The sequence below is a fragment of the Arthrobacter cupressi genome (assembly GCF_900099975.1).
GTDB classification, from domain to species: domain Bacteria; phylum Actinomycetota; class Actinomycetes; order Actinomycetales; family Micrococcaceae; genus Arthrobacter; species Arthrobacter cupressi.
On record NZ_FNEI01000002.1, the window covers coordinates 386,264 to 412,639 of the forward strand.

General features: G+C 65.9%; 19 protein-coding genes. 15 read left to right on the plus strand and 4 right to left on the minus strand.

Going from position 1 to position 26,376, the window contains the following annotated elements; genetic code table 11:
* The first annotated feature begins 89 nt into the window (after positions 1-89).
* The 7 genes from BLP88_RS04155 to BLP88_RS04185 all read left to right on the plus strand — a co-directional run bounded on the left by BLP88_RS04155 (position 90) and on the right by BLP88_RS04185 (position 9,814).
* Entirely contained in the window at positions 90-1,835 is a 1,746-nt protein-coding gene (locus tag BLP88_RS04155) for a nitrite/sulfite reductase (protein ID WP_074587123.1), read from the plus strand.
* Entirely contained in the window at positions 1,832-2,599 is a 768-nt protein-coding gene (locus BLP88_RS04160) for a phosphoadenylyl-sulfate reductase (RefSeq protein ID WP_084110773.1), read from the plus strand. The genes BLP88_RS04155 and BLP88_RS04160 overlap by 4 nt, the downstream gene beginning before the upstream one ends.
* A complete protein-coding gene (gene cysD, locus BLP88_RS04165; RefSeq protein WP_245679756.1) occupies positions 2,596-3,660 on the plus strand; it encodes a sulfate adenylyltransferase subunit CysD in 1,065 nt (354 codons plus the stop codon). The genes BLP88_RS04160 and cysD overlap by 4 nt, the downstream gene beginning before the upstream one ends.
* Positions 3,660-5,060 carry a sulfate adenylyltransferase subunit 1 gene (locus tag BLP88_RS04170; protein WP_074587125.1) on the plus strand — a complete coding sequence of 467 codons (1,401 nt, stop codon included), beginning with the start codon at positions 3,660-3,662 and terminating at the stop codon, positions 5,058-5,060. The genes cysD and BLP88_RS04170 overlap by 1 nt, the downstream gene beginning before the upstream one ends.
* Positions 5,061-5,196: 136 nt before the next feature.
* Positions 5,197-6,492 carry an alpha-L-fucosidase gene (locus BLP88_RS04175; RefSeq protein WP_074587126.1) on the plus strand — a complete coding sequence of 432 codons (1,296 nt, stop codon included), beginning with the start codon at positions 5,197-5,199 and terminating at the stop codon, positions 6,490-6,492.
* Positions 6,493-6,834: 342 nt separating this feature from the next.
* Positions 6,835-7,977 (plus strand): ABC transporter substrate-binding protein, encoded by a 1,143-nt coding sequence (locus tag BLP88_RS04180; RefSeq protein WP_074587128.1) that lies wholly within the window; start codon positions 6,835-6,837, stop codon positions 7,975-7,977.
* A 142-nt stretch (positions 7,978-8,119) separates the two neighbouring features.
* Positions 8,120-9,814, plus strand: a complete 1,695-nt coding sequence (locus BLP88_RS04185; protein WP_074587129.1) for a SulP family inorganic anion transporter — start codon at positions 8,120-8,122, stop codon at positions 9,812-9,814.
* A gap of 16 nt (positions 9,815-9,830) precedes the next feature.
* Here BLP88_RS04185 and BLP88_RS04190 read toward each other — a convergent pair whose 3' ends face one another.
* Together BLP88_RS04190 and BLP88_RS04195 are read right to left on the minus strand one after the other, a co-directional pair.
* On the minus strand, positions 9,831-10,379 hold the full coding sequence (locus tag BLP88_RS04190; RefSeq protein WP_074587131.1) for a hypothetical protein: 549 nt from the start codon (positions 10,377-10,379) through the stop codon (positions 9,831-9,833).
* Positions 10,380-11,085: 706 nt separating this feature from the next.
* Complete coding sequence (locus BLP88_RS04195) at positions 11,086-12,561, minus strand: NCS1 family nucleobase:cation symporter-1 (RefSeq protein WP_084110775.1); 1,476 nt, start codon at positions 12,559-12,561, stop codon at positions 11,086-11,088.
* 250 nt (positions 12,562-12,811) lie between these two features.
* Here BLP88_RS04195 and BLP88_RS04200 point away from each other — a divergent pair, with 250 nt between their 5' ends.
* Genes BLP88_RS04200 through BLP88_RS04215 form a run of 4 tightly spaced genes read left to right on the plus strand, consistent with a single transcriptional unit; the run spans position 12,812 to position 17,834 of the window.
* Complete coding sequence (locus BLP88_RS04200; RefSeq protein WP_074587135.1) at positions 12,812-14,368, plus strand: ABC transporter substrate-binding protein; 1,557 nt, start codon at positions 12,812-12,814, stop codon at positions 14,366-14,368.
* Between the two features lie 41 nt (positions 14,369-14,409).
* The gene (locus BLP88_RS04205) at positions 14,410-15,351 is read left to right on the plus strand and encodes an ABC transporter permease (protein ID WP_074587136.1); all 942 of its coding nucleotides are present in this window, start codon (positions 14,410-14,412) and stop codon (positions 15,349-15,351) included.
* 19 nt (positions 15,352-15,370) lie between these two features.
* Complete coding sequence (locus BLP88_RS04210) at positions 15,371-16,189, plus strand: ABC transporter permease (protein WP_245679758.1); 819 nt, start codon at positions 15,371-15,373, stop codon at positions 16,187-16,189.
* Positions 16,182-17,834, plus strand: coding sequence for an ATP-binding cassette domain-containing protein (locus BLP88_RS04215; RefSeq protein WP_084110777.1), 1,653 nt, complete (start codon positions 16,182-16,184; stop codon positions 17,832-17,834). The genes BLP88_RS04210 and BLP88_RS04215 overlap by 8 nt, the downstream gene beginning before the upstream one ends.
* A gap of 16 nt (positions 17,835-17,850) precedes the next feature.
* Here the strand turns inward: BLP88_RS04215 and BLP88_RS04220 are convergent, their stop codons facing one another.
* Positions 17,851-18,789: a 5'-3' exonuclease gene (locus BLP88_RS04220; protein WP_074587139.1), complete on the minus strand. Its 939-nt coding sequence runs from the start codon at positions 18,787-18,789 to the stop codon at positions 17,851-17,853.
* Positions 18,790-18,865: 76 nt separating this feature from the next.
* On the minus strand, positions 18,866-20,107 hold the full coding sequence (locus BLP88_RS04225) for an FAD-dependent oxidoreductase (RefSeq protein WP_074587141.1): 1,242 nt from the start codon (positions 20,105-20,107) through the stop codon (positions 18,866-18,868).
* A gap of 106 nt (positions 20,108-20,213) precedes the next feature.
* Between BLP88_RS04225 and BLP88_RS04230 the strand changes: the two genes are divergently transcribed.
* From BLP88_RS04230 to pntB, 4 genes are all read left to right on the plus strand, one after another.
* Positions 20,214-20,747, plus strand: a complete 534-nt coding sequence (locus BLP88_RS04230) for a MarR family transcriptional regulator (protein ID WP_074587142.1) — start codon at positions 20,214-20,216, stop codon at positions 20,745-20,747.
* A 62-nt stretch (positions 20,748-20,809) separates the two neighbouring features.
* The gene (locus tag BLP88_RS04235) at positions 20,810-22,399 is read left to right on the plus strand and encodes an ATP-dependent DNA ligase (protein WP_074587143.1); all 1,590 of its coding nucleotides are present in this window, start codon (positions 20,810-20,812) and stop codon (positions 22,397-22,399) included.
* An 807-nt stretch (positions 22,400-23,206) separates the two neighbouring features.
* A complete protein-coding gene (locus BLP88_RS04240) occupies positions 23,207-24,769 on the plus strand; it encodes a Re/Si-specific NAD(P)(+) transhydrogenase subunit alpha (RefSeq protein WP_074587145.1) in 1,563 nt (520 codons plus the stop codon).
* On the plus strand, positions 24,766-26,238 hold the full coding sequence (gene pntB / locus BLP88_RS04245; RefSeq protein WP_175453482.1) for a Re/Si-specific NAD(P)(+) transhydrogenase subunit beta: 1,473 nt from the start codon (positions 24,766-24,768) through the stop codon (positions 26,236-26,238). The genes BLP88_RS04240 and pntB overlap by 4 nt, the downstream gene beginning before the upstream one ends.
* Positions 26,239-26,376 lie beyond the last annotated feature (138 nt).

The window sequence follows — 26,376 nt, forward strand, 5'->3', positions numbered from 1 at the left end:
CGGCGTGTTCGTGACGAAATATTTCCCTAGGTGACTCTTCGTTTCCCGCGTCATTGTTGGTCAAATACGGGCCCACCTACAGTCGATGCATGACTGATACAGCTCTAGCCGGAGCGTCCGCGGACCAGGCTGCTTCGAAGCGCCCGGCCCGCCCGTCCCGCCCTGCCGCAAAACCCCATGGCCAGTGGAAGGTTGACGGCACCACGCCGCTCAACGCCAATGAGACCTGGAAGCAGGAAGACAACGGACTGAACGTCCGCGAGCGTATCGAGTCCGTGTACTCCAAGAACGGCTTCGACTCGATCGACGGCACCGATCTGCACGGCCGCTTCCGCTGGTGGGGCCTCTACACCCAGCGCAAGCCCGGGATCGACGGCGGCAAGACCGCCACCCTCGAACCGCACGAGCTCGAAGACAAGTACTTCATGCTGCGCGTCCGCATCGACGGCGGTGCCCTCACCACCGAGCAGCTGCGGGTCATCGGTGAAATCTCTGTCGACTTCGCCCGCGACTCCGCGGACCTCACCGACCGCCAGAACGTCCAGCTGCACTGGATCCGGGTCGAGGACGTCCCGGAAATCTGGCGCCGCCTCGAAGCCGTGGGCCTGTCCACCACCGAAGCCTGCGGCGACGTGCCCCGCGTCATCCTCGGCTCCCCGGTGGCCGGCATCGCCAAGGACGAGATCATCGACCCCACGCCGCTGATCCACGAGCTCTCCGAGCGCTTCATCGGCGACCCGGAACTGGCCAACCTGCCGCGCAAGTACAAGACCGCCATCACCGGCCACCCGTCCCAGGACGTGGTCCACGAGATCAACGACTTCGCCCTGGTGGGCGTGGTGCACCCCGAGCTCGGTGCCGGCTACGACCTCTGGGTGGGCGGCGGCCTGTCCACCAACCCGCGCCTCGCTGAGCGCCTCGGCGTGTTCGTCTCCGCGGACGTTGCCGCCGAGGTCTGGCTGGGCGTCACCAGCATCTTCCGCGACTACGGCTACCGCCGCATGCGCACCAAGGCCCGCCTGAAGTTCCTCATGAACGACTGGGGCCCGGCCAAGTTCCGCGAGGTCCTCGAGGACGAATACCTCGGCTTCAAGCTTCCGGACGGCCCCGCCGCGCCCAAGCCTTCCACACCCGGCGACCACGTGGGCATCCACGAACAGAAGGACGGCAAGTTCTTCATCGGCGTCACCCCCACGGTCGGCCGCGTTTCCGGTTCCATCTTGGTGAAGCTCGCCGACACCCTGGAAGCCCACGGCTCCCGCCGCCTCCGCACCACCCCGCACCAGAAGCTCGTGGTGCTGGACGTGGAGAAGGACCAGGTGGAACCGCTCGTGGCCGAACTGGACACCCTGGGCCTGTCCGCCCGCCCGTCCCTGTTCCGCCGCGGCACCATCGCCTGCACCGGCATCGAGTTCTGCAAGCTGGCCATCGTGGAAACCAAGGCCACGGCCGCCACCGCGATCGCCGAACTGGAGACCCGCCTGGCGGACCTCGTGGAGAGCAAGCAGCTTCCGCAGGCCCTGTCCCTGCACATCAACGGCTGCCCCAACTCCTGCGCCCGCATCCAGACGGCGGACATCGGCCTGAAGGGCATGATGCTGCCGACCCCCGACGGCGACCCCACCCCGGGTTTCCAGGTGCACCTGGGCGGCGGACTGGCCAACAACGACCGCGCCGAAGCCGGCCTCGGCCGCACCGTCCGCGGCCTGAAGGTCACCGCCGAGGACCTGCCCGACTACGTCGAGCGCGTTGTCCGGAAGTTCGTGGCCGTGGGCGCCGAAGGCCAGACCTTCGCCGAATGGGCACACTCTGCCGATGAAGGGGATCTCCAGTGACAGATCCCCAGCCGCTCCCCAACCTCGCAAGCTCGGCCGGGGACCCCAGCGGCCGTGGGCCCTCTCTGCGACCCGTCGAGGACCTCAAGGCGCTGGCCAAAGCCGGTGCCGAGGAACTGGGCTGGAACCCCACCGCGCAGGACGTCATCGCCTGGGTGGCACGGAACTTCGAGCTGCCCGCCGTCGCCGTCGCCTGCTCCATGGCCGACGCCGTCCTGCCGGCCCTCGTGGCGGACCAGATTCCCGGCGTCGAGGTGCTTTTCCTGGAGACCGGCTACCACTTCCCGGAGACCTACGCCACGCGCGACGAGGTCGCCGCGAACCTGCGGGTGAACGTCGTGGACGTGCTGCCGGAGAACACCGTGGAGCAGCAGGACCGGCTCCTGGGCAAGGACCTGTTCGCCCGCGACGCCGCCCAGTGCTGCGCCCTGCGCAAGGTCCAGCCGCTGCGCCGCTCACTGGCCAACTACGAGGTCTGGTTCACCGGGGTGCGCCGCGACGAGGCCCCCACCCGGACCAACACCCCGGTTGTCACCTGGGACGAGTCCTTCGGCCTGGTCAAGGTGAACCCCATGGTCGACTGGACCTTCGACCAGCTGGTCGAGTACTCCGAGGACAACATCCTTCCCGTCAACCCCCTCCTCAGCCAGGGCTACCCGTCCATCGGATGCCAGCCCTGCACCCGCAAGGTGGCCCCGGGCGAAGACCCCCGCGCCGGCCGCTGGTCAGGATCCGACAAGACAGAATGCGGACTACACACATGAGCACCCAAACAAGCAACGAGGAACTGGAGCTGTCTGTGCTGGAGAACGACATCGCCGAGACGCCGACTGCCGCCCAGGGAGTGGCATCGGGCCTGTCGGAGCCGCGCGTTGGGCTGATCGGAGATCAGCCGCGCGGCGAAGGGGCGGGGGCGGCAGACGGCGTCTCGGGCCGTCTGAGCAGCCTGGACACGCTCGAGTCCGAGGCCATCCACATCATCCGCGAGGTCGTGGCCGAGTTCGAGCGCCCCGCGCTGCTGTTCTCCGGCGGCAAGGACTCCGTGGTCATGCTGCACCTGGCCACCAAGGCCTTCTGGCCCGGTAAGGTGCCGTTCCCGGTGCTGCACGTGGACACCGGCCACAACTTCCCGGAGGTCATCGACTTCCGCGACCGCACCGTGGAGCGCCTCGGCCTGAAGCTCGTGGTGGGCTCGGTGCAGGAGTTCATCGACCGCGGCGAACTGGCCGAACGCGCCGACGGCACCCGCAACCCGCTGCAGACCGTGCCGCTGCTGGACGCCATTCAGCGCAATAAGTTCGACGCCGTCTTCGGCGGCGGCCGCCGCGACGAGGACAAGGCCCGCGCCAAGGAGCGCATCCTGAGCCTGCGCGACGAGTTCGGCCAGTGGGACCCGCGCAACCAGCGCCCCGAACTGTGGAACCTCTACAACGGCCGCCACACCGTGGGCCAGCACGTCCGCGCGTTCCCCATCAGCAACTGGACCGAGCTGGACATCTGGCGCTACATCGAGCGTGAGAACATCGAGCTGCCCAGCCTGTACTACGCCCACGAGCGCGAGGTCTTCGCCCGCGACGGCATGTGGCGCGCAGTCGGCGAGGTCTCCCAGCCGCTCCCGCACGAGGACGTCATCACCAAGACCGTCCGCTACCGGACCGTGGGGGACATGTCCTGCACCGGCGCCGTCGAGTCCGACGCGTACACCGTGGCCGACGTCGTTGTAGAAGTCGCCGCCTCCACCCTCACCGAACGTGGCGCCACCCGCGCAGATGACCGCATCTCCGAGGCCGCCATGGAAGACCGCAAGAAGGACGGCTACTTCTAATGAGCACCGAAACCGCACTGCTTGAAAGCGGCCTGCGCGAATCCACCCTGTTCCGCTTCGCCACCGCCGGATCCGTCGACGACGGCAAGTCCACCCTGGTGGGCCGGCTCCTGCACGACTCCAAGGCGATCCTCGCCGACCAGCTCGACGCCGTCGCCCGCACCTCCGCGGACCGCGGTTTTGGCGGTGACAAGGGCGGCATCGACCTCGCCCTGCTGACCGACGGCCTGCGTGCCGAGCGCGAGCAGGGCATCACCATCGACGTCGCGTACCGCTACTTCGCCACGGACCGCCGCAGCTTCATCCTGGCCGACTGCCCGGGCCATGTGCAGTACACCAAGAACACGGTGACCGGCGCGTCCACCGCGGATGCCGTCGTCGTGCTCATCGACGCCCGCAAGGGTGTCCTGGAGCAGACCCGCCGCCACCTGTCCGTGCTGCAGCTGCTGCGCGTCGCACACGTGATCGTGGCCGTGAACAAGATCGACCTGGTCGACTTCAGCGAGGACGTGTTCCGCGCCATCGAAGCCGACGTCCAGCAGGTGGCCCGCGACCTGGGCATCGGTGCCGACGGCATCAGCGACGTCCTGGTGGTCCCGGTGTCCGCGCTCGACGGCGACAACGTGGTGGACCGCTCGGACCGTACCCCCTGGTACACGGGCCCCGCCCTGCTCGAGGTCCTGGAAACCCTGCCGGCCGCCGATGAACTGGAAAGCCACCTGGAAAGCTTCCGCTTCCCGGTGCAGCTGGTCATCCGTCCGCAGGGCGCCCTGGCACCCGACGCCGTGGCCGGCGGGCTCGACACCGAGGCGTACCGAGACTACCGCGCCTACGCCGGGCAGATCACCGAAGGTTCCGTCAAGGTCGGCGACCAGGTCACCGTGCTGAGCCCGGGCCACGAACCCCGGAACACCACCGTCACCGGGATCGACTTCGCCGGCAAGGAACTGCAGGAAGCAGCGGCTCCGCAGTCCGTTGCGATCCGCCTGGCCGAGGAGATCGACATCGCCCGCGGTGACACGATCGCCGCCGCCGGCACCGTCGCGGACAGCACCGCGGACCTGTACGCCTCCTTGTGCTGGCTGTCGCCGAAGCCGCTGCGCGAAGGTGCCAAGGTGCTCGTGAAGCACGGCACCCGCACGGTCCAGGCCCTGGTGCGCAACGTCAGCGGCAAGCTGGACCTTGGGACTTTCAATGTCGAGGAAACCTCCACCCTGGAGCTCAACGACATCGGGCACGCCCAGCTCCGCCTCGCCGCGCCGCTGCCGGTGGAGAACTACCTGCGCCACCGCCGCACGGGCGCGTTCCTGGTGATCGACCCGCTGGACGGCAACACCCTTGCCGCCGGCCTCGTGAAGGACCACCCGGGCGACCACGAAGACGAGCGCTACGTCATCTGAGGTTTGTCCGCCCGTGAAGGGCGCAGCCTGAAACCGCAGCCTGTCCGCGGAACCGGAACCACAAGGTCCGGAACTGCGGACAGGCTGCGGCTTTTTCGCTCTTGACCCATAAACATCCGATGTTTATGCTCGTTCAATGCGTCCCACAGTGCACCACATCGAACCCACGCCGGCGCAGCTCGCCTGGCAGGCGGACCGGATGGGCGTCTTCTTCCACTTCGGCATCAACACCTTCCACGGCAAGGAATGGAGCGACGGCACCCTCCCGGCGTCGTCCTTCAACCCCACGCAACTGGACGCCGGACAATGGGTCCGCACCGCGCGGGAGGCCGGTGCGAAGTACGTGGTGCTCACCGCGAAACACCACGACGGGTTCTGCCTGTGGCCCACCGCTCTGACGGACTACTCGGTGGCATCTTCCCCGTGGAAGGGCGGAAAGGGTGACGTGGTGGCCGAGGTGGCCGCCGCGTGCCGGGAATACGGCATGAAGCTGGGCCTCTACCTCTCGCCCTGGGACCGTAACGCCGAGTGCTACGCCGATTCGAAGGCCTACGACGAGTTCTACCTCGGCCAGCTCCGCGAGCTCTGCAGCAACTACGGTGAACTGCACGAACTGTGGTTCGACGGCGCCGGATCCGAAGGCCACGAATACGACTGGGCCTGGATCGCCGCACTCATCGAGGAACTGCAGCCTGGCGCCATGGTCTTCAACATGGGTCAGCCGACCATCCGCTGGGTGGGCAACGAGGACGGACTGGCCGCCGATCCCGTGGAGTACGTGGTGGAGCAGACCGACTTCTCCAACTACACGGTGGTCACCACCAAGCTCGAGGAGGCCCTCTACCTGCCGCCGGAATGCGACGTCTCGATCCGCCGCGGCTGGTTCTGGCACGAGGACCAGGAACCCAAGACCCTCGAGCACCTCCTGGCCATTTACTACCGCTCGGTCGGCCTTGGCGCCAACCTGCTCCTGAACCTGCCGCCGGACACCAGGGGGCTGATCCCGGAGGAAGACGTGGCGCGCGTGCGGGAGTTCGGCGCCGAGATCAACCGCCGCTTCGAAACGCCGCTGCCTGCGTCCGTCCGGGACCTGGGGGAGGGGCGTTGGGAACTGGACTTCGGGCAGCCCGTCACCATCGACCACCTGCTGCTCGCCGAGGATCTGTCCGGGGGCCAGCTTGTGCGGAGCCATCGGATCAGTAACACCGACGACGGCGGCCTGCTGGCTTCCGGCGGGACGGTTCTTGCCTCCGGCGGGACGTTCGGATCCCAGCGCATCCACGCCTTTCCCGCCGTCACTGTCCGACGGCTCACCGTTGAGGTGGAGGGCGACGGCGCCCGGCTGGCCGCCGTCGACGGTTTCCGCACCGGCGCGGAAAGCGTGCCGGAGATCGCCTACCTGGCTCCCACCGACTACCCCGAGGACCACTGAATCCCGGCACGGTTCCGCCGCTAAGCGGGGCCGGCTCCGGTGCCCGCCGGTCTCACCCCCGCAAGTGTTGGTTGCCCGCTCAAATTTGAGCGGGCAACCAACACTTCGGCGGGCATTTTCGGCAGGCGCGGAAGCGTCCTTGCGTCGGACCGCCAACATTCCGGTATGTGACGCCGGATGAAGTTGCGTGACCCCGGGTTTCCACGCCGTTGAACGGCAAACAGGCCAGTCCCTACTGTGAATCCATGACCATGACGGACTGGTCCTTGCACGCCCTTCCAAGGCGATGTTGCGGGACCTGATTTTTTCAGCCCCGCCCGCAACATCTTCAAAGGAACCCCAATGTCACAAACCCCAGAGCAGAATCCCGGCACCGTCCGCATCGTTGCCGGTGAGAGCAGCAAGCCCAAGGCCGGCCGTGGCCTGAAGGTGGGCATCGCGGTCGGCCTGGCCCTGCTGATAGGCGGCGGCGCCGCTGTCGCTTCCGTGGTCGCCGGCAACAACAACGCCGCCCCGGCCGCGGCCGCGCCCACTCCGGCGGCGGAGCTGCGGCTGGGCTACTTCGGCAACGTCACGCACGCCCCGGCCCTGGTGGGCGTCAGCAAGGGGCTGATCGCCAAGGAACTGGGCGCCACGAAGCTCACCACCCAGGTCTTCAACGCCGGCCCGGCCGCGATCGAGGCCCTGAACGCCGGCGCGATCGATGCCACCTACATCGGCCCGAATCCGGCCATCAACTCCTTCGTCAAGAGCGGCGGCGAGTCCATCCGGATCATCGCCGGCGCCGCCGCGGGCGGCGCGCAGCTGGTCGTCAAGCCCGGGATCAGCTCCGCGGCGCAGCTCAAGGGCAAGACCCTGGCCTCCCCGCAGCTGGGCGGCACCCAGGACGTGGCGCTGCGGGCCTGGCTGGGCAAGCAGGGCTACAAGACCTCCACCGACGGCAGCGGGGATGTGAACATCAACCCCACCGAGAACGCCCAGACCCTGAAGCTGTTCCAGGACGGCAAGATCGACGGCGCCTGGGTGCCCGAGCCCTGGGCCTCCCGCCTGGTGCTGCAGGCCGGCGGGAAGGTCCTGGTCGATGAGAAGGACCTCTGGGACAAGGGCGAGTTCGTCACCACCGTGCTGATCGTGAGCAAGAAGTTCGCCGACGAACACCCCGGGACCGTCAAGGCCCTGCTCAAGGGCCACGTGGCCTCGGTCGAGTGGCTGACCACGGCCCCGGCGGCGGAGAAGGCCTCGGTGATCAACGCCGCCCTGAAGGACAGCGCCGGCAAGCCGCTGGCCGCGGACGTGATCGCCCGGTCCCTGAAGAACATCACCTTCACCACCGACCCGCTGGCCGGGACCTTCCAGAAACTCCTGCAGGACGGCATCGACGCCGGCACCACCAAACAGGCCGACATCACCGGCATCTTCGACCTCCGCACCCTGAACGAGATCACCGGCGCGAAGACCTCCGCCGCCGGCCTCGGCCAGGACTAACAAACACCACAACCCCCGGCTTCCCGGGCCACCACGGCCCGGGAAGCCGGGGGTTTCTCTTTGCCGCCTGCACTGAACGCTCCCCCCCATCACGGCAAGGGAAACCCTTGGCCCGAAAGGCAGGATCGGACATCATCGGAACATGCGCCGCTCCGGAAAGACGCCATCCTGGGTGGTCCCGCCTGCCCTGCGCGGCTACAGGATCGAGTGGCTGCGCCACGATCTTGTGGCCGGGGCCACGCTTTTCGCGATCCTGGTCCCTGCGGGGATGGCGTACGCCCAGGCCGCCGGCCTTCCCCCGGTGACCGGCCTCTACGCAACGGTGGTGCCGCTCCTTGTCTATGCGGCAGTCGGGCCGTCGCGCGTGCTGGTATTGGGACCGGATTCTGCGCTGGCTCCAATGATTGTTGCGGCCCTGGTTCCCCTGGCCGCGGACAACGAGCAAAGATCCGTGGCACTGGCGGGCCTGCTGGCCCTGTTGATTGGCGGCATCCTGCTCCTCGGTTCGGTACTGAAGTTGGGAATCGCCACCGGGCTGCTGTCCAAGCCCATCAGGCTCGGTTATCTCAACGGCATCGCCCTGCTGGTGGCGGTGTCGCAGCTCCCCACGCTCCTGGGGATCTCCGTGGAAGGCGAAACCCCCTGGGAAAAACTCTTCGCAGCCGTTCCGAAGGTGCTCGCGGGCGAGACGAATTTGACTGCGCTGCTGCTCGGTCTGGTCTCGCTGGCGCTCATCCTGGTTCCCCGCTGGCTGAAATGGAAGGTACCGGGCGTGCTCATCGCGGTGGTGGTGGCCTGCATCGCGGTGGCCGTGCTGGGACTGCACGAGCAGGTGAAGGTGACCGGTGCACTCCCGCAAGGACTTCCTGCGCCGGCCCTCGGAGGAATCGGATGGGCCGACGTCGTGACCCTGCTTCCCGCGGCCGCGGCAATCGCCCTCATCGTCTTCGTCGATACCGGAACCCTTTCCCAGTCCCTGGCGGCCGCCAAGGACGGCCGCGTTTCCGGTAACCATGAGATGGCGGCCCTGGGCGCCGCGAACGCTGCCAGCGGGCTGCTGGGTGGCTTCGCGGTCTCGGCCAGCACGTCCAGAACGCCGGTGGCGGTCGAAGCCGGGGCGAAATCCCAGCTCACGGGTGCGGTTGGCGCCATTCTGGTGCTGGGTTTCATGCTCGTGGCGCCGGCCGTCACCGAGTTCCTGCCCGCCGCAACCCTTGCCGCGATTGTGATCGCCGCAGCCGCAGGCATAGCCGACCCGGCCGGAGTCCGCCGGCTCATCGGCCTGAGCCGCAGCGAATCGCTGGTGATGCTCGCGGCGTTCCTGGGGGTGACGATACTGGGGGTCCTTCCTGGCGTCGCCGTCGCCGTCGGGCTGGCGATCCTGGACTTCCTGCGTCGGGCCTGGGACCCCTACCGGGCTGAACTGGTCGACGTGCCGGGCATTCCGGGGTACCACGACGTCAGCCGCCACCCGGAAGGCGAGCGCATTCCCGGGCTGTTGATCCTGCGCTTCGATGCGCCGCTATTCTTCGGCAATGGGGCTTTGCTGGGGTCGTTTGTGCGCAGCGAACTTGACGAGGCGGCGGACGGCACGAAACGCGTGATCCTGGCGGCGGAGCCTGTGACCGGGATCGACACGACAGCGCTGGACGAATTGGTGGAGCTGGACGAGTGGCTGGACCGCCATGGCGTGGATCTGGTCTTTGCCGAACTCAAGGGCCCGGTCAAGGACCGATTGCTGCAGTACGGGGTGGGCGCCCGTTTCTCCCCCGAACACTTCTACCCAACGGTAAGCGCCGCCGTGCGGGCGTTCCAAGGGGAGGATCGGCAGGGGTAGGGGCAGACCCCTTTTCCTACGGCTCCGGTGCCGGCTCGATGCAGGCCACAGCGAAGGGTTTGCTCGCTGATCTTTGCAGCGGATCACGAAGGCGCGCCTGGTACGGGCCGTCACGGAATGTGGCGCGCGGGTCCATTTGGACCACCAGGAGGGGTTCGGCGCGGCCGGCATCCAGCCGTACCACCATGCCGTCACGCTGGCCGCCGACGTACAGGGGCGTGGCCGGCTCGACGGCGGTTTCCCTGAGCCGGGCCCGATGCTCCGGCCCCGCTGCCAGAAACAGGATGCCGTGGGCGAGCCCGATCACCCTGAGCGGGACCACCCAGTCGCTCGGTTTGGGTTCCGGTGACGGCGCCTGGCCCATCTGCGCAGGCGGCGACGTGGCCACCTTCAACAGCCGGACGCATTCCCGGCATGGGGTTCGCGCCCCGACGTCGGCCGCCATCGCCACCTGCAGTCCCCTGGGAGCGGTGGCCCACTTGTCGGCTACAGCCTGGCACCAGCCGGGGTGGTACACGGTCCCGTGTTTCACGACGTAGACCTGATCGTCGCCGATGAGGGGCACGCCGTCCCGCCAAGCGGCTGGCTCTGCAGGCTTGAGGTCACCGAATTTCCCCGTCTTTGAAGAGGCAGGGTTGCCGGGCTTGAGGTACTTGCGGACCAACGGATTGAATCGCCGATTTGGTTTTGGAATGACGGGGCCTTTCCATCCGGCGGGAACGAGCGTCGTCCGCTCCCTGATTACCCCTTTCCTAGTTTGCTGGCTTTTCCTGCGAGTTGCCAGCCGACGGCGGCGACCCTCCCGCCGCGGTGGGCAGCGCCGTCGTCGTTCTTCCCTGCCAGGCGAGGGCCGGTCCTCCATTCCTGCCGGAAAACTGCGCCAAGGCTGGGCAAAACTACGGCTGCCCTTGATCCACGGACGGCATGATTAAGCACCAGCAGCCCATGGAACCCGGGGCCGCTGGCACGGCAGGGAATCAGCAAATCTCCGGAACCTGGAGGAGCCATGAATCAGGGAGCACCCTTGGAAGAGGCACGGGTCGCCACCGGCCGGCGGGGCGGGCTGAAATGAAGCGGATATCAGCTTCCGGACGCTTGGGCCGGCCCTCCTCCGAAGGCGCAGACGTTCATGTGCCCAGCCAGATCAGTTGCCCGGCCGGACTCTGGTGGACCCCGTCGACCCCGGCAAAAGCATGGACCGCCGGTAACCGCATCCAGGACGACGGAGCCGAAATCTGGCCTGACTGCCAGGACTGAATCCGGACCGTTCGTCAGGGAACCTGCGTCCAATTGGCGCCCGGTTCTGATTCCTGGGCCGCGGCTGCCGCTATTGATTCGGCCAGGCTCGTGTCGTTCCGCGAGATGAAGTAGTGGACCGCGGCAGCCACCATCGCTCCGATGAACCAGGAGAACGCCGAGAAGGCCCCAAACACAGGAACAAGCGCCAACACCACGGCCGGGACGGCCGAGACGACAAATGAGGCAACCGCCTTCCGGTTCCAGCCGTGGCTATAGGTGTAGTATCCCTGCTCCCTGAACAGGTCGGCCACCAGCACGTGCTGCCGGCGGAGGACATAGTAGTCAACCATGATGATCCCGAACAACGGCCCGAGCAGCGCGCCGAGGCCCCCGAGGAACAGGTTGATGACCACCGGGCTGTTGAACAGGTTCCACGGTGTGATGACAAGGGCGATCAAAGCCGAGATCAGGCCGCCGCGCTTGAAATCGATCCGCGCGGGCCAGGCGTTGGCGAGGTCGTAGGCCGGCGAAACGAAGTTCGCCACCACATTGATCCCCAGTGTTGCCACCGCGAAAGTGACGGCACCGAGCAGCAGGGCCCAGATGCTGTCGATGCGCCCGACAATTTCAACGGGATCATAGATGTACTCGCCATACACCTTGAAGGTCCCGGCCGTGACGACGACGGAAACCACGGAAAACGCGATGAAGTTGACCGGGAGCCCCCACAGATTGGCCGTCCACACGGCTTTGCGGCTGGGCGCGAACCGGGAAAAGTCGCAGAAGTTGAGCAACAGCGTGGAGAAATACGTCACTGTCAGCGCCGTGGCGGCGAAGAAGGCGTGGGTGACACCCCAGGCCGCGTTGCCTCCCGGCAAGTCGAGTGAAATGTCCCAGCCGGCACTGATCAGGATGTAGATCACCAGCACGCCCATCACTGCCCAGACGGCAGGTCCGGCCCAGTCCTGGAACCTGCGGATCGTCTCCATGCCGTTGCGAAGCAGGAGAAGCTGCAGCGACCACATCAACAGGAATGCCAGCCAGCCAAGAAGGGATTCGCCCAGGAAATCGTTCCGGGTCAGTCCTTGGAGTCCTGGCCAGAGCTCCAAGGCAATGATGATGACGGCGCGGGAGGCCAGCCATGTCTGGATGCCGTACCAAGCGATGGCGACCAGGGCTCGAATCAGGGCGGGCAGGTTCGCGCCGAACGTGCCAAACGAGATCCGTGCGAGCACCGGGTACGGAACCCCGGTCTTCTGGCCGGCGTAGCCCGAAAAATTCATGAGGACGAAGACGATAACAATCCCCACGACCAAGGCCAGGAACACCTGCCAGGCACCCAGGCCCAACGCGAACAGTCCTGCCGCGAACGTGTAACCGCCAAGCGAGTGAATATCCGACATCCACATCGCAAACAAAGAATAGAAACCCCACGAGCGGTGTTCGGCCGGCGCGAGATCTTCGTTGTAGAGGCGCCGGCTGACTCCCGGCGGAATGACGTGAGACATCGTGTCCTCGCTTCCAGCACCTGCACGCGGAGCGCCGGCCCGGAGCTGGCCGGACGCACACCGGCAGCGCATCCATTGTGCGGTGGTGCCGGAATAGACACCGCCCCGTCGAAAAAGGCACTCCGTGAAGCCGGGCCGATTCGCCCGTTTTGGCCGCCGAACTTAGGTGAGCCTAAACTAATGGGCGGGCCGATGGCCCGTGTTCAATCAGCCTGCTCCCCACGCAGGCCCCCTTCACCCAGGTGGTTTCATGCGCATCTCCCTGCCTGCCTCCGTCTCATTGGGACTGGCGGCTCTCCTCACGTTGACCGGTTGCGGCTTCACCGGATCCGGCACCGGGTCCGCCTCATCCTCCCAAGCTCCGGACAAGCAGCAGCGCATTGTGGTGGACAACTTCAGGGCACCCGTGGCGAACTGGGCTCTTGAAAGCGACGCCGCCTACATCCTTTCCCTCTCGGGCTGCCTGGAAACACTGACCCGCTATGACGAGGCCGCCGGCAAGATCGTCCCGTCGCTCGCCACGGAGTGGAAGCAGACGTCACCGCTGGAGTGGGACTTCACGATCCGCGGGGGCGTAAAGTTCCAGGATGGCAGCCCGCTGACTGCGGAAGCCGTCGTCGGCTCCTTGCAGCGGGTCCTGAAAGCGGCCGTGCCAGCCAGGGCTTTCAACCCCAAGGTGGTCAGCAGCGTCAAGGCTCTCAACGAACACACTGTCCGTGTCACGACCCCCACCGAGAGCCCCCTGGTTCCTTACCGCCTGGCCAGTGTGAACACCGGTGTGCTGTCCCCCGCGGCCTTTCAAGGCACTACCGTTGATCCGTTCCGCCACTGCACGGGCCCCTTCACTCCGGTATCCGAAAAAGCCAAGCAGTCCCTGACGCTCGACCGCAACGAAAACTACTGGGGCGGCGAGGTGCAACTGGCCGGCGCCGAGGTACGCTTCGTGACCGACGGCGCCACCCGCGCCACCCAGGTCCAGACCGGCGAAGCCGACGTCTCCCTTTCCATCCCGGTTTCCGGCCTTGCGGCCCTGGAATCCGACAGCAACGTCAAGGTCCTCAAGGCGGACTCCCCCCGCACGGCCACGCTCTACATGAACAACGGCAAAGCGCCCTTCGACAGGGTTGCGTTCCGCAAGGCCGTCACGTCGGCCCTGGATCTTGAAGCCCTCGCCGCCAGCGTCTACGAAGGCGCCGCCATCCCGGCCAACGGGCCGTTTGCACCGTCCGAACCTTGGGCCGGCGGGAACCCGGGCGCCCCCACAAGGGACGTGGATAAGGCAAAGAAGCTGCTGGCCGACGCCGGCTACACCGCAGACCGTCCACTGGAGATCATCGCAATCGTCGAGCGGGCCGAGTTCGCCGACGTGGCAACAGTCATCCAGGACAACCTCAAGGCAGTGGGCGTTCCGGTGAGCATCCTGACCAAGGAGTACGCCGCCGTCGAGCCCGACCTGCTGGCCGGCAACTACGATATGGTCCTCAGCCAGCGCAACCGCCTGATCGACATCGCCGATCCCATCGGGTTCCTGACCGCCGACTACACGTGCGATGGCACCTACAACCTCAGCCACTTCTGCAACAAGGAATACGACGCGATCATCTCGAAGGCTTCCAAGACGGCCGATGCCAAGGAGCGCTACAGCCTCTACGCCCAGGCCGGCAAGATCCTGAAAGACCAGGCAGTCAATGTGTGGCTGGTCAACGAGCAGGCCATCGACGCCGTCCGTTCCAGCGTCCAGGGACACACCCAGGATCCGCTGGCACGCTACGTGCTCAGGGCCCAGACCGCCAAGCCCGCTTCCTGATCCGCGATGTTTGACCTGAAGACCCCGGATGGGCCACAGCGGTGATCCGGTTCCTCGCTCGACGGACAGCGGCCCTGGTGGCCGCTGTCCTTCTTGCGTCTTTCGCAGTGTTCCTCATCCCGTACGTCACCCCCGGTGATCCCGTCCGCAAGATCATCCGTTCACGGGTGGCCGGGGACATCATCGACGACTCCGCCGTCCAGGCCCTGTCCGCCGAGCTTGGCCTCCACGACCCCCTGTGGGCGCAGTACCTGCGGTGGCTGGGGCACTTGGCCGGCGGTGACATGGGCTTGTCCTACACCAGCCGCACCCCGGTCATCGACCAAGTGATGCCTGCGCTTGGCATCACCGTCTCCATCGTCATCCTGACCCTGGCTGTGGCCGCCGCGGTGTCGCTGCTGCTGGGGGTTGCTGCCGCATTGAACGAAGGCCGCGTGCTGGACCGGACCATCAGCGCCGTCACCCAGGCGTTCATTGCCATCCCGGAATACTGGCTGGCCCCGATGCTGGTACTGGTCTTCTCCCTGCAGTTGGCAGTGCTTCCTTCGGCCGGCTGGAGCGGCCCCTCCTCCGCCGTCCTCCCGGTGGCAGTCCTGGCGCTGCGCCCCACCAGCTTCTTCACTTCCGCCGTCCGGGAAGGGATACTCCAGTCTCTGGCTTCCGACCACGTGGCAGCAGCCCGCAGCCGCGGGATGTCCCGGGCCGCGACCGTGGCGCGGCACGTCATTCCCAACGGCCTGCTTCCCCTCACCACGTCCGTTGCGATCTGGTTCGCCGGCCTGCTGGGCGGCTCGGTGATCGTCGAAGTCATGTTCTCCATTCCCGGCATGGGTCGATTGTTGTTCGACGGCGTGGTTAACAGCGATATTCCCGTGGCACAGGGAGCGGTGGTGGTTGTGGTGGCGCTGGCCGTGCTGCTCACCACCACCGCCGACCTCGTGCACACGTTCCTCAACCCCCGAATGAGGTCCACTGTTGCGTAGACTCCCCCTTCACCTTTGGGTGGCTTGCTCCATCCTTGCCGTGATCGTCCTTGGCGTGGTCCTGTCCCCCTGGCTGGCACCGTACCCGCCGGCTGAGCAGAACCTCGCCATCAGGCTCGCCCCGCCCGGCGGTGCCCACCTTTTGGGAACGGACCATCTGGGCAGGGACACCCTCAGCAGACTGCTCGACGGCGGCCAGTTCTCCCTGACGCTTGCGGCCCTTGCCACGGTGCTCACCGCCCTCGCGGGGACAGCCATCGGCGTGCTCAGCGCCAGGCGGCGGGGCTGGCTGGACGAGTTCCTCACGCGCACCAACGATGTGCTGCTCGCCATGCCGGAAATGGTGGTGGCCCTGTTTCTGGTGGCAGTGCTGGGGACCGGCTACCACTCGCTGCTCCTGGCCCTGACGGTGACCGGCTGGACCCCGTTTGCCCGGCTGGCACGTTCACTGGCCATGGACGTCTCAGCCCGCGGATTCGTTGAAGCGGCGCACGTGCTGCGCTGTCCGCCGTCGTTCATCGTGATGAAGCACATAATTCCACACCTGGCGGGCCCGCTCCTTGGGCAGGCCACGCTGCGTTTTGGCCATTTCCTCATCAACGTGGGCGCTTTGTCCTACCTGGGCCTGGGGGTCCAGCCACCGCAGTCCGACTGGGGCTCCATGCTCGCAGCTGCCCAGCCCTACGCGGCGCGGGCTCCGCTGACCATCCTGGCGCCCGGCCTGGTGATCTTTGCTGTTGCGCTTTGCGTGACACTCCTGGGCCAGCACCTTTCACGGACCTCCAAGATGACCCCGGCCCAGGTCCTGACGCCCGCGGCGGTGCCCGTCAATGCGTAACGGACTGGTAATCGAGGGCTTGAATGCAGGACTGCGGGATGCCGCCGGATCCCCCGGCATCCTTCACGACGTTAATCTGCGGGTGGAACCGGGCGAATTCGTCGCCCTGGTGGGCGCCTCCGGCAGCGGCAAGACCATAACTTCCCTGTCCATCGCCGGGCTGCTTCCCGCGAACGTTGCCATCCAGTCCGGGTCCATCCGGTTGGGCGGCACCGAGCTGCGCGGTCTCAGCGAGGCGGACCTGAACCGCGTACGCGGCGGACGCATCGGCATGCTGCACCAGCAGCCCAAACGCATGTTCAACCCGCGGATGACCGTGGAGCGCCACATCCGTGAGCCCCTCAAGCTGCATCGCGGTCTGCGGGGACGGGACGCCGGCGCCGAGGTCCTCCGGCTCCTCGCGGATGCGGGATTCGACCAGCCCAGGAACGTGGCCCGGGCCTACCCCCATCAGTTGTCCGGAGGAATGGCACAGCGCGCGATGATGGCCGTCGCGATGGCCGGAAAGCCCGAACTGCTCCTGGCCGACGAACCCACCTCGGCGCTGGACAAGGTACTTGAACGCCAGGTTCTGGAGCTGCTGGACCAGCAGCGGAGAAACCACGGCCTGGGTGTCCTCTGCATCACCCATGACCTGGCCACGGTGTCCGCGTTTGCCGACCGCGTGATCCTCATGAAGGACGGCCGGATCCTGGAAGAGGGAGATACCCGGACCGTCCTGGTCTCCCCCCAGACCCACTGCAGCACCTGGGAACTCCTGCAGGCTTCGGCCTTGGATCCCCGGGCCGACACCATGGATCCCCGGGCCGCCGGGCCGGCTCCCCGCCCGTCGCCAGGGGAAGAAGCTGCCGGCGCGACGATCCTGGACCTCGCAGGCGTCACCAAAGCGTTCCCGTCCGGATTCCGCAAAACAACGGAGGCCCTCAAGGATGTCAGCCTGTCACTGCGGCAGGGCGAAATCCTGGGCGTGCTGGGGCAATCAGGTTCGGGTAAAAGTACATTGGCACGGCTCCTGGTGGGACTCGGCACGCCGGACTCGGGAAAGATCACCACGGCTCAAGGCGCCAATGTGCAACTGGTGTTCCAAGAGCCCTACGACGTGTTCGACCCCCGCATGATATTGCGCAGGAGCCTTGAAGCACCGCTTCCGCGGTCAGCCATGACTGATGAGGAACGCACCGACCGCGTGGACCGGGCGGTGAGAGAGGTTGAGCTCGACCCCTCCATTTTGGACCGCCGCCCTGGGCAATGCTCCGGAGGCCAGCTGCAGAGGCTGACCATCGCGCGTGCCCTCTTGCTTGAACCGGCTGTCCTTATCTGCGACGAAGCAACGTCGGCGCTGGATGCCATCACCCAGCGCAAGATCCTCGACCTGCTGCTCAGGCTGCACCGGAGCCGGGGATTGTCGCTGATCATGATCTCCCACGACATGAACGTGATCCGCTACATGAGCCACCGCGTGGCTGTCTTCTACCGGGGTCAGGTCGTTGAGCTCGCCGCAGTGGCGGATTTCTTTGCCGAGCCGCGGCATGAACACAGCAAACAGTTGGTGGCGGCAGTCCAGCCGTTGACGCGGACCGTCCCGCGCGGTTCCGGCAGTACAACGGAAGAGGGAATTCTCGAGGGAGCGCCTGCAACGGCATGAAGCTTCCACGCTGCCCTCACGGGCGGAGGTCGAGGGCATCGAGCAATCGCCGCACCGGTCCGCCGAGGTTCCAGTCGCTCGCGAGGCTCTCGAGTTCAGTGCGTGCATTTCCGGTGACGGGGTGCAGCCGCGCTCCGGCGTCGTCGAGCGTGGGCAGCGCGAGGTCGCGCACAACATTCACGACGGCGGGCGCAACAGTCAGGTAGTCGGCGGAGGCAGCGAGTTTCGCACGCACCGGCGCGGACAGCCCGCTGCCGGGGTCCGCCGCGGCCGCGAGCAACCCGTCCAGCGTGCCGTACGCCAAAAGCAGTGACGCCGCTGTCTTTTCGCCGATTCCGGCGACGCCCGGTAGCCCGTCGGAGGCGTCTCCCCGCAGCGCCGCGAAGTCGGCGTACTGTTCCGGCAGCACACGATACTTGCCAACGACCACGGCATCGGTCACCACCTCAAGGTTCCGCATGCCCTTCGCCGTGTAAATGACGCGGACACCGCGCGAATCATCGACCACCTGGAACAGATCGCGGTCCCCCGTCACGACGTCGACCGGAAGGTCGGCCTGACTGGCGTAGGTGCCGATGACGTCGTCGGCCTCATGCCCGGCAGCCCCGACAACTGCGATGCCCGCCAGGCCGAGCACCCGGCGGATCATGGGAACCTGCCGCACAAGCGCCTCCGGCACCACCTCTACGTCCGGGGCACCCGCCACGTCCTCGGCGATCCTGTGCGACTTGTACGAGGGGATGAGATCCACCCGCCACCCAGGACGCCAATCCTCGTCCCAACACGCCACCAGATGCGTCGCGCCGTACTCCGTGACGAGCCGCGCGATCATTTCCGCCAAGCCGCGGACAGCATTCACCGGCGTGCCGTCGTGGCTGCGGATCGAATCGGGCACGCCAAAGAAGGCGCGAAAGTACAGCGACGCGGTATCAAGGAGCATCAAACGATCAGGCATAAGCGATCCTTACACCCAAGCAGTGCCGGACCCAAGGCTTTCCCCCACCCGATGCAGCATCGCCGACAGCGGCAAGTCACCGGTCCCCGCCCGCAGCGGACCCGCTAGGGACTACCGGCGCATCCCAATCGATGTGGTGGCGATAGACCCAGTCGAAATTGTCGTCGGCCTTCCTGGCGAGTGAGCGGAAGACGGCCCTCAATACAAAGTCTTCGAAGACCCGCTTGAATTGGCCGCGGACTTTCGGGGCGGCGTTCCTGCGACCCCATTCGACCACCAGTTCCGCCCGGCTCCGGCGTTCGTTTTCATACCGGGACAATGCGGTAGGGATGTCTTCAGTGGAGATGTCCCGAAGCGATCGCCCGAGCGCGACGGCGTCTTCGATGGCCATGGAAGCACCTTGGCCGGACGACGGCGATGCAGCGTGGGCAGCATCTCCCACCAGGACCAGGGCGCCTCGATGCCAGCTGGGAATGCTCGGAAAGTCGGAGGTGGTGTAGGGCCGGATAATCCCTTCAGTAGCGGCGATGATTTCGGCCATCGGAGTACGGTCCCCGGCCACGAGGTGGGTCAGCCAGGCCTTGCGGGCGGCATGGTCCAGGGCGGCCGGATCCTCCGATGAACGCTGGAGCGGGTTGGCAAACCACCAGATCCTGCCGTCCGGATCCTGCATGTAGCAATAGAAGCAGCGCTTGCCGAAGACCATCTTCATGCGCCCCGGCTCGACGTCGAGGAGCCCTGCCGGGAGCAGTCCGGCTTCGACGATCCCGCCGGTGTTGAGCAGGGGGATGTTGCGGGGAGCCGGGGACGTGGGATCGATCAGCGGCCGCACGGCCGAGTGGAGGCCGTCGGCGCCGACCACCAAATCTCCACGCACGGTGGTGCCGTCCGCGAAAACGGCCGTGACGCCGTCGGATGTTTCCTTGACCGAAGCGAGCCGCTTGCCGTACTCGACGCCGATCCCGCGCTGGGCGGCTGCCTTGCGGAACATGCCATACAGCTCGGAACGCGTCATGGTGCGCGCTGTGGTGCGGTCAGGGAGGGATCCGCCGTAGTCAAAGTCGATGAGGTGTTTCCCCGTACTGCCCAGGTACATGGACATCCTCGGGGTGCTGAAGCCCAGCCCGGCGGCTGCATCCTTAAGCCCGAGGGTTTCCAGGGCAGCGAAGCCATTCACGGCCACGGTCAGGAAGCCACCGACGCCGTCCGAGGGCGCACCGTAGGCCTCGAACACGGTGGCTTGGTGACCGGCTTTCTGCAATGAGATGGCGGTGGCGAGTCCGGCGATTCCGGATCCGATGACAAGACAGTTCAGCACGGCGGGCTCCCTCGAATTTATTTCGTTCGGTTAAAAGAAATATAGGCACGGCGCCGGGTGCCGTCAATCCTTTCGGTGCGACGAAATAGTTTGCTAGCCTCGGAGCGTGGAGAATCAACCGAACGTCGGCACGCAGCGCCAGGAATTGCTTGAGGCGGTCCTCGCCTCAGGTCGGGAGCTTTCGACGGCGGCCGTCATGTTCCACACAAAGCTGTCGGAGCTGCGCGGACTGTCCGCCACGGAGGGGAAAGCGATCGACATCCTGCTGCGCTTCGGACCGATGACGGCCGGGGAATTCTGCGAACAATCCGGGCTGGCTCCGGCCTCGGTCACGGGATTGATGCAACGCCTTGAGAGCAAAGGTGTAGCGCGCCGGGTCCGGCACGAAGGCGACAAACGGAAAGTCCTGATCGAGCTCGTCGGAGACCAGGCCAAAGCCGCAATGCCCCACTTTGTCGACTTCATGGGCAGACTGGCCGGCCTCCTGGAGGGGTACAGCGACGAAGAACTGCGTGTCATCGCGGACTATTCGTCCAAAGCCGCGAGGATCCAGCAGGACGCGGCGGGGCGGCTGGGTGCCGGGTCCCCTGGCGACAAGGACGACGACGGCGACCGCGCGCCGTCGCCGGGCTCCGCTTGAGCCGTTCCCTGCTTAGGGCCGCGCTTCAGCCATGTACGCAGCGGCCGTGACAGACTGAAGCCATGCTGCTCGACGAGATCGTGAGGACCTCGGAAGCCGTTGCGACCACGCGCTCCCGGCTCGCGAAGGTCAACGAATTGGCAGGTCTGCTGCGCCGGCTCGACCCCGAAGACATCCCGACGGCGGTCGGCTTGCTCGCCGCTAAGCCTCGGCAAGGCCGAGTCGGGATCGGCTGGAGCGGTATGCGGGCAGCCAAGGTAGAGTCCGCTCCCGCTCCGCACCTCACCATTGCCGACCTCGACGCTGCGTTGGACCGGCTGCTTGCAGCCGCAGGCGCTGGCTCGACCGTTGACCGCGCCGCCACCCTTCGGACTCTGATGGCGGAAGCCACCGAGCGGGAGCAGGCCTTCATCGCCGGCGTGCTGGTCGGAGAACTTCGTACGGGTGCACTCGAAGGCGTACTGACGGATGCGATCGCCCGCGCCGCCGGCCGGCCGATCGAGGCCGTACGCCGCGCAGCAATGCTCTCCGGCGATCTCGGCGGGACGGCCCTCCTGGCGATCACGGGCACCCCAGCCCAGCTTAGCGCCGTCGGCCTCGTCGTAGGACGTCCCGTGCAGCCCATGCTCGCCGCAACCGCGGCCAGTGCCAGCGAAGCGCTGGAGGCCACGGGGGAAGCGTCGGTGGAATACAAGCTCGACGGCGCTCGAATCCAGGTTCACCGCGCCAACGACGACGTACGTATCTTCACCCGTACCCTGGCCGACGTGACCCATCGGCTGCCTGAGGTGGTGGAGGTGGTGCGCGGACTGCCCGTGCGCGATGTGATCCTCGACGGCGAGACTCTGGCCCTGGACGAGGACGGCGGTCCACGGCCGTTCCAGGAGACCATGTCCCGGTTCGGGGCCGACGCGGCGCGCACCACACTGCTGCATCCGTGGTTTTTCGACGTGCTGCACATCGACGGGCGCGACCTGCTCGACGAGCCGCTGTCCACACGCATCGGCGTGCTCGAGCGCATCGCCCCTGGTCACCGCATCCCGGGGAAAATCACCGGGGATGCGGCTGTCGCCGAGAAAGTGTCGCACGATGCGCTTGCCGCGGGCCATGAGGGTGTGGTGGTGAAGGCAGTGGGCTCGACCTACGCCGCCGGGCGCCGGGGTTCGAACTGGATCAAGGTGAAGCCGGTGCTCACTTACGACTTGGTGGTGCTCGCCTGCGAATGGGGGTCAGGACGGCGCACCGGACTGCTGTCGAACCTGCACCTCGGAGCCCTGGACCCAGACGGCGAGTTCGGTGAACCCGGCGGCTACGTGATGGTGGGCAAGACTTTCAAGGGCCTCACCGACTCGCTGCTGCAATGGCAGACTAAAAGGTTCCAGGAGCTGGAGGTGCGGCGTACGGCAGGAACAGTCTGGACGCAGCCGGTCACCGTCGTCGAGATCGCCATCGACGGCGTCCAGCACTCTCCGCGCTATCCCGGTGGAATCGCCCTTCGGTTCGCGCGGGTCAGGCGCTATCGTGACGACAAGACGGCCGCGGAGGCCGACACCATCCAGACGTTGCGCGCACTGCTCCACACCCCACGGGGCAGAGAGGTATCGCCCCGGTCGGCGGAATCAGATTCGGGAAGAGACGCCCCACTCTCGTAATATCGATGGCTCAGCAGTTCTGAAGTCGCAATGACCTGGTCGGCCCCCACCGCCGGAAGTCCGAGCGAACCGGCCACGACGCCTAAGGCGGGGTTGGGCAGTGGCGGCGTTCCCATCGGGTCCAGCAGATTGTTTGTCGGTCAGGGGTTCACTGCCCATCTGCAAGTCCGGCATATCCCGCATGACGGATCGCCCTTGCGGCCCCGGCGGTCCGGAATGTCCTCACAAGGATCAAAGAGAAATGCTCCGCCAGGAGGATCAGTGGGACGGCACGGGAAGCGATAACGACTACAGATATATCTTATTGCAATCATTGATATATCAATTCTATGATGGGTCGGGGTCCGCTGGAGGATCGATTGTTGACTCGATGAGGAGTAAGCCAGATGCACCGACGCGCGCACCATCTCGAACGGCCGGGCATTGATCTCCTTCAGCCTGGCGGAGGCCGAGACGCTCGGAAAACTCGGAGGAACCACGTTTTCCCGCCATCCTGGCGACATCAACATTTCGACGGCACCGCAAAGTGTCAGGGCCATGAGCAGGGCGACCGCCGTCTGTTACACGGTCATCTGCCCCGGCCCTGAACGTCCGCAACGAGGGCGGAGCATGTCCAACTCATCGCGCGCACCGCTTAGGGACTACTCCAGCAACCATATCCGTCAGCGCTACTCGACCAGCGGTCTGGGTGAAGCAAGGCAGCAGTCCCTGTTCAACCGCACCGCAGATGCACCGGATCGGTTGCGGATCGAGCGGACACAACAGATGCAGTATTTCCCAGGCACCACATCCTAGAGAGAGAAAATAGTGACGCGTATAGGCATTGTGGCCGAGCTAGGTCGCGAAACGAGGGTGGCGGCAACGCCTGCCACTGTGAAGCAATTGCTGGGTTTGGGCTACGACGTTGTAGTCGAAAAAGGCGCCGGTGAATCTGCGTCCTTCCGGAACGAAGAATATGCTGCGGCGGGCGCTTCGATCGTAGGTGCCGAAGACGCGTGGGGCAGCGACGTGGTGCTCAGGATCAATCCGCCCACCGAGAACGAAATCAACCGCCTCGCAGATGGCGCCACCCTCATCAGCATGTTGAGCCCCGGGTTGCGGCCAGAGCTGGTAGAGGCCTTGGCAGCCCGACCCATCACCGCTCTTGCCTTGGATGCCGTACCACGCATCTCCCGGGCGCAGTCAATGGACGTCCTTAGCTCAATGGCAAATATCGCGGGTTACCGGGCTGTCATCGAAGCAGCGCACGAGTTCGGCAGGTTCTTCACCGGACAAGTCACCGCGGCGGGCAAGGTGCCGCCGGCGAAAGTCCTCGTCGCTGGTGCGGGCGTCGCCGGCCTGGCGGCGATCGGAGCAGCGAGCAGCCTCGGCGCAATCGTGCGGGCAACCGATCCGCGGCCGGAGGTTGCGGATCAGGTGAAGTCCATCGGCGGGACCTACCTCAAGGTTGAGGTGGAGGAGGAAATGAAGTCCTCCGACGGGTACGCGAAAGCAACGTCGGAAGCGTATAACCGGCGAGCGGCGGAAATCTACACCGAGCAGGCCCGTGACGTTGACATCGTCATCACCACGGCCCTGATCCCGGGCCGTCCCGCACCGAAACTCCTCACGGCCGACGACGTAGCCGCAATGAAACCCGGCAGCGTGATCGTGGATATGGCGGCCGGGCAGGGCGGCAATGTGGAAGGCTCCGTGGCAGGGGAACGCATCGTTACGGAGAACGGTGTCGTCATCCTCGGCTACACGGATCTCCCCGCCCGACTTCCGGCCCAGGCATCCCAGCTGTACGGGACCAATCTCCTGAACCTCCTCAAACTCCTCACCAAGGACAAAGACGGCCAGCTCACCATCGACTTCGACGACGTGGTTCAGCGCTCCGTGACCGTGGTGCGTGACGGCGAAAAAACCTGGCCGCCGCCCCCCGTCCAAGTCTCCGCAGCACCCGCCGCCCAAGCGGACGCCACACGCGCAGAGGAGAGCCCTGCCGGCGAAGCAGCGAAGACGGGACTGAGCCCCGCCGGCAAAGCCGGTCTTATCGCTGCAGGAATTGCGCTCCTCTTCTGGATCAGCGCGGTGGCACCGGCTCCCCTGCCGCAGCACTTTACCGTCCTGCTGCTCTCCGTCGTCGTCGGGTTCTACGTCATCGGCAAGGTCCACCACGCCCTGCACACTCCCCTGATGTCCGTCACCAATGCAATTTCCGGGATCATCGTCGTCGGCGCGTTGCTGCAAATCACCTCGGAAAACCCCATTGTGCAGGCCCTCTCCGCTGTCGCCGTCCTGCTTGCCAGCATCAACATCTTCGGCGGCTTCGCAGTCACCCGGCGCATGCTCGCGATGTTCTCCAAGGGAAATAAGGCGCAGGGATGAGCACCATCTACGAAGCAACAGGAATTCTCACGAGGAGCACCACAGTGACCGACACCGCCGCGGGTCTGTTGACCGCAGAATCCGTGGCCGGAGCAGCGTACATCGTTGCGGGCCTGATGTTCATCCTCAGCCTTGCCGGTCTTAGCCGGCACGAAAAAGCACGCGCAGGGGTCATCTACGGCATTTCCGGAATGATCATTGCCCTGGCAGCCACCATTTGGCTAACCCTTCAGGATGCCTGGGGCTCAGGCCACGGCCTCATGGGCCTCGTCCTGCTCCTTATCGCGGTCCTGGTAGGCGCGGCTATCGGCCTGTGGCGGGCCCGGGCAGTCCAAATGACCGGAATGCCCGAACTCATCGCCCTGCTGCACAGCTTCGTTGGCTTGGCCGCAGTGCTGGTCGGCTGGAACGGACACCTGGAAGCTCCCGAACTGCCCGAAGCCCTCCAAGGCATCCACCACGCGGAAGTGTTCATCGGGGTCTTCATCGGAGCCGTCACCTTCACCGGCTCTATCGTCGCGTACCTGAAGCTCTCCGCCCGGATGAAGTCGTCACCGCTGACCCTGCCGGGCAAGAACGTCATCAACCTCGGCTCCCTTGCCGCCTTCGTCGCCCTGACCATCTGGTACGTCAACGACACCCAACTGTGGCTGCTGATCGTTGTCACCCTCCTCGCCCTGGGGCTTGGCTGGCACCTTGTCGCCTCCATTGGCGGCGGCGACATGCCCGTCGTCGTCTCCATGCTCAACAGTTACTCGGGCTGGGCGGCAGCAGCCGCAGGATTCCTGCTCAACAACGATCTGCTGATCATCACGGGTGCCCTGGTTGGCTCCTCCGGCGCCTACCTGTCCTACATCATGTGCAAGGCCATGAACCGGTCCTTCCTCTCCGTGATCGCCGGCGGCTTCGGCATCGAAGCCCCCAAAACCGCAGACACAGACTACGGCGAGCACCGTGAGATCTCTGCCCAGGCAACCGCAGAGCTACTCAGCAATGCTTCCAGCGTCGTCATCACCCCCGGGTACGGCATGGCCGTGGCCCAGGCCCAATATCCTGTCGCGGAACTTGCACATCAACTCCGTGAGCGCGGCGTCGACGTCAAATTCGGCATCCACCCGGTAGCTGGCCGCCTGCCCGGACACATGAACGTCCTCCTCGCCGAAGCCAAAGTCCCCTACGACATTGTCTTGGAAATGGACGAAATCAACGACGACCTCAACGAAACCACCGTCGTCCTCGTTATCGGAGCCAACGACACCGTCAACCCGGCCGCAGCAGAAGACCCAGGCAGCCCCATCGCCGGAATGCCTGTCCTCCGCGTCTGGGAGGCCGAAAACGTCGTCGTCTTCAAACGCTCCATGGCCGCGGGCTACGCGGGCGTCCAAAACCCCCTCTTCTTCCGGGAAAACTCCCAAATGCTCTTCGGCGACGCCAAACAGAGGGTCGAAGACATCCTCCGTGCCTTCTGACCGAACGCACCTTCCAAGAATGAGGAGAGACCATGCGCAGAAATCGAATAGCATTCCCTGGCCTGGTTCCGACGGCGCTTCCTCCGCGTATGCCAAATGAGATCGTGGGCAAAGAGGAAGCCTATGCGCGAGCCTTCG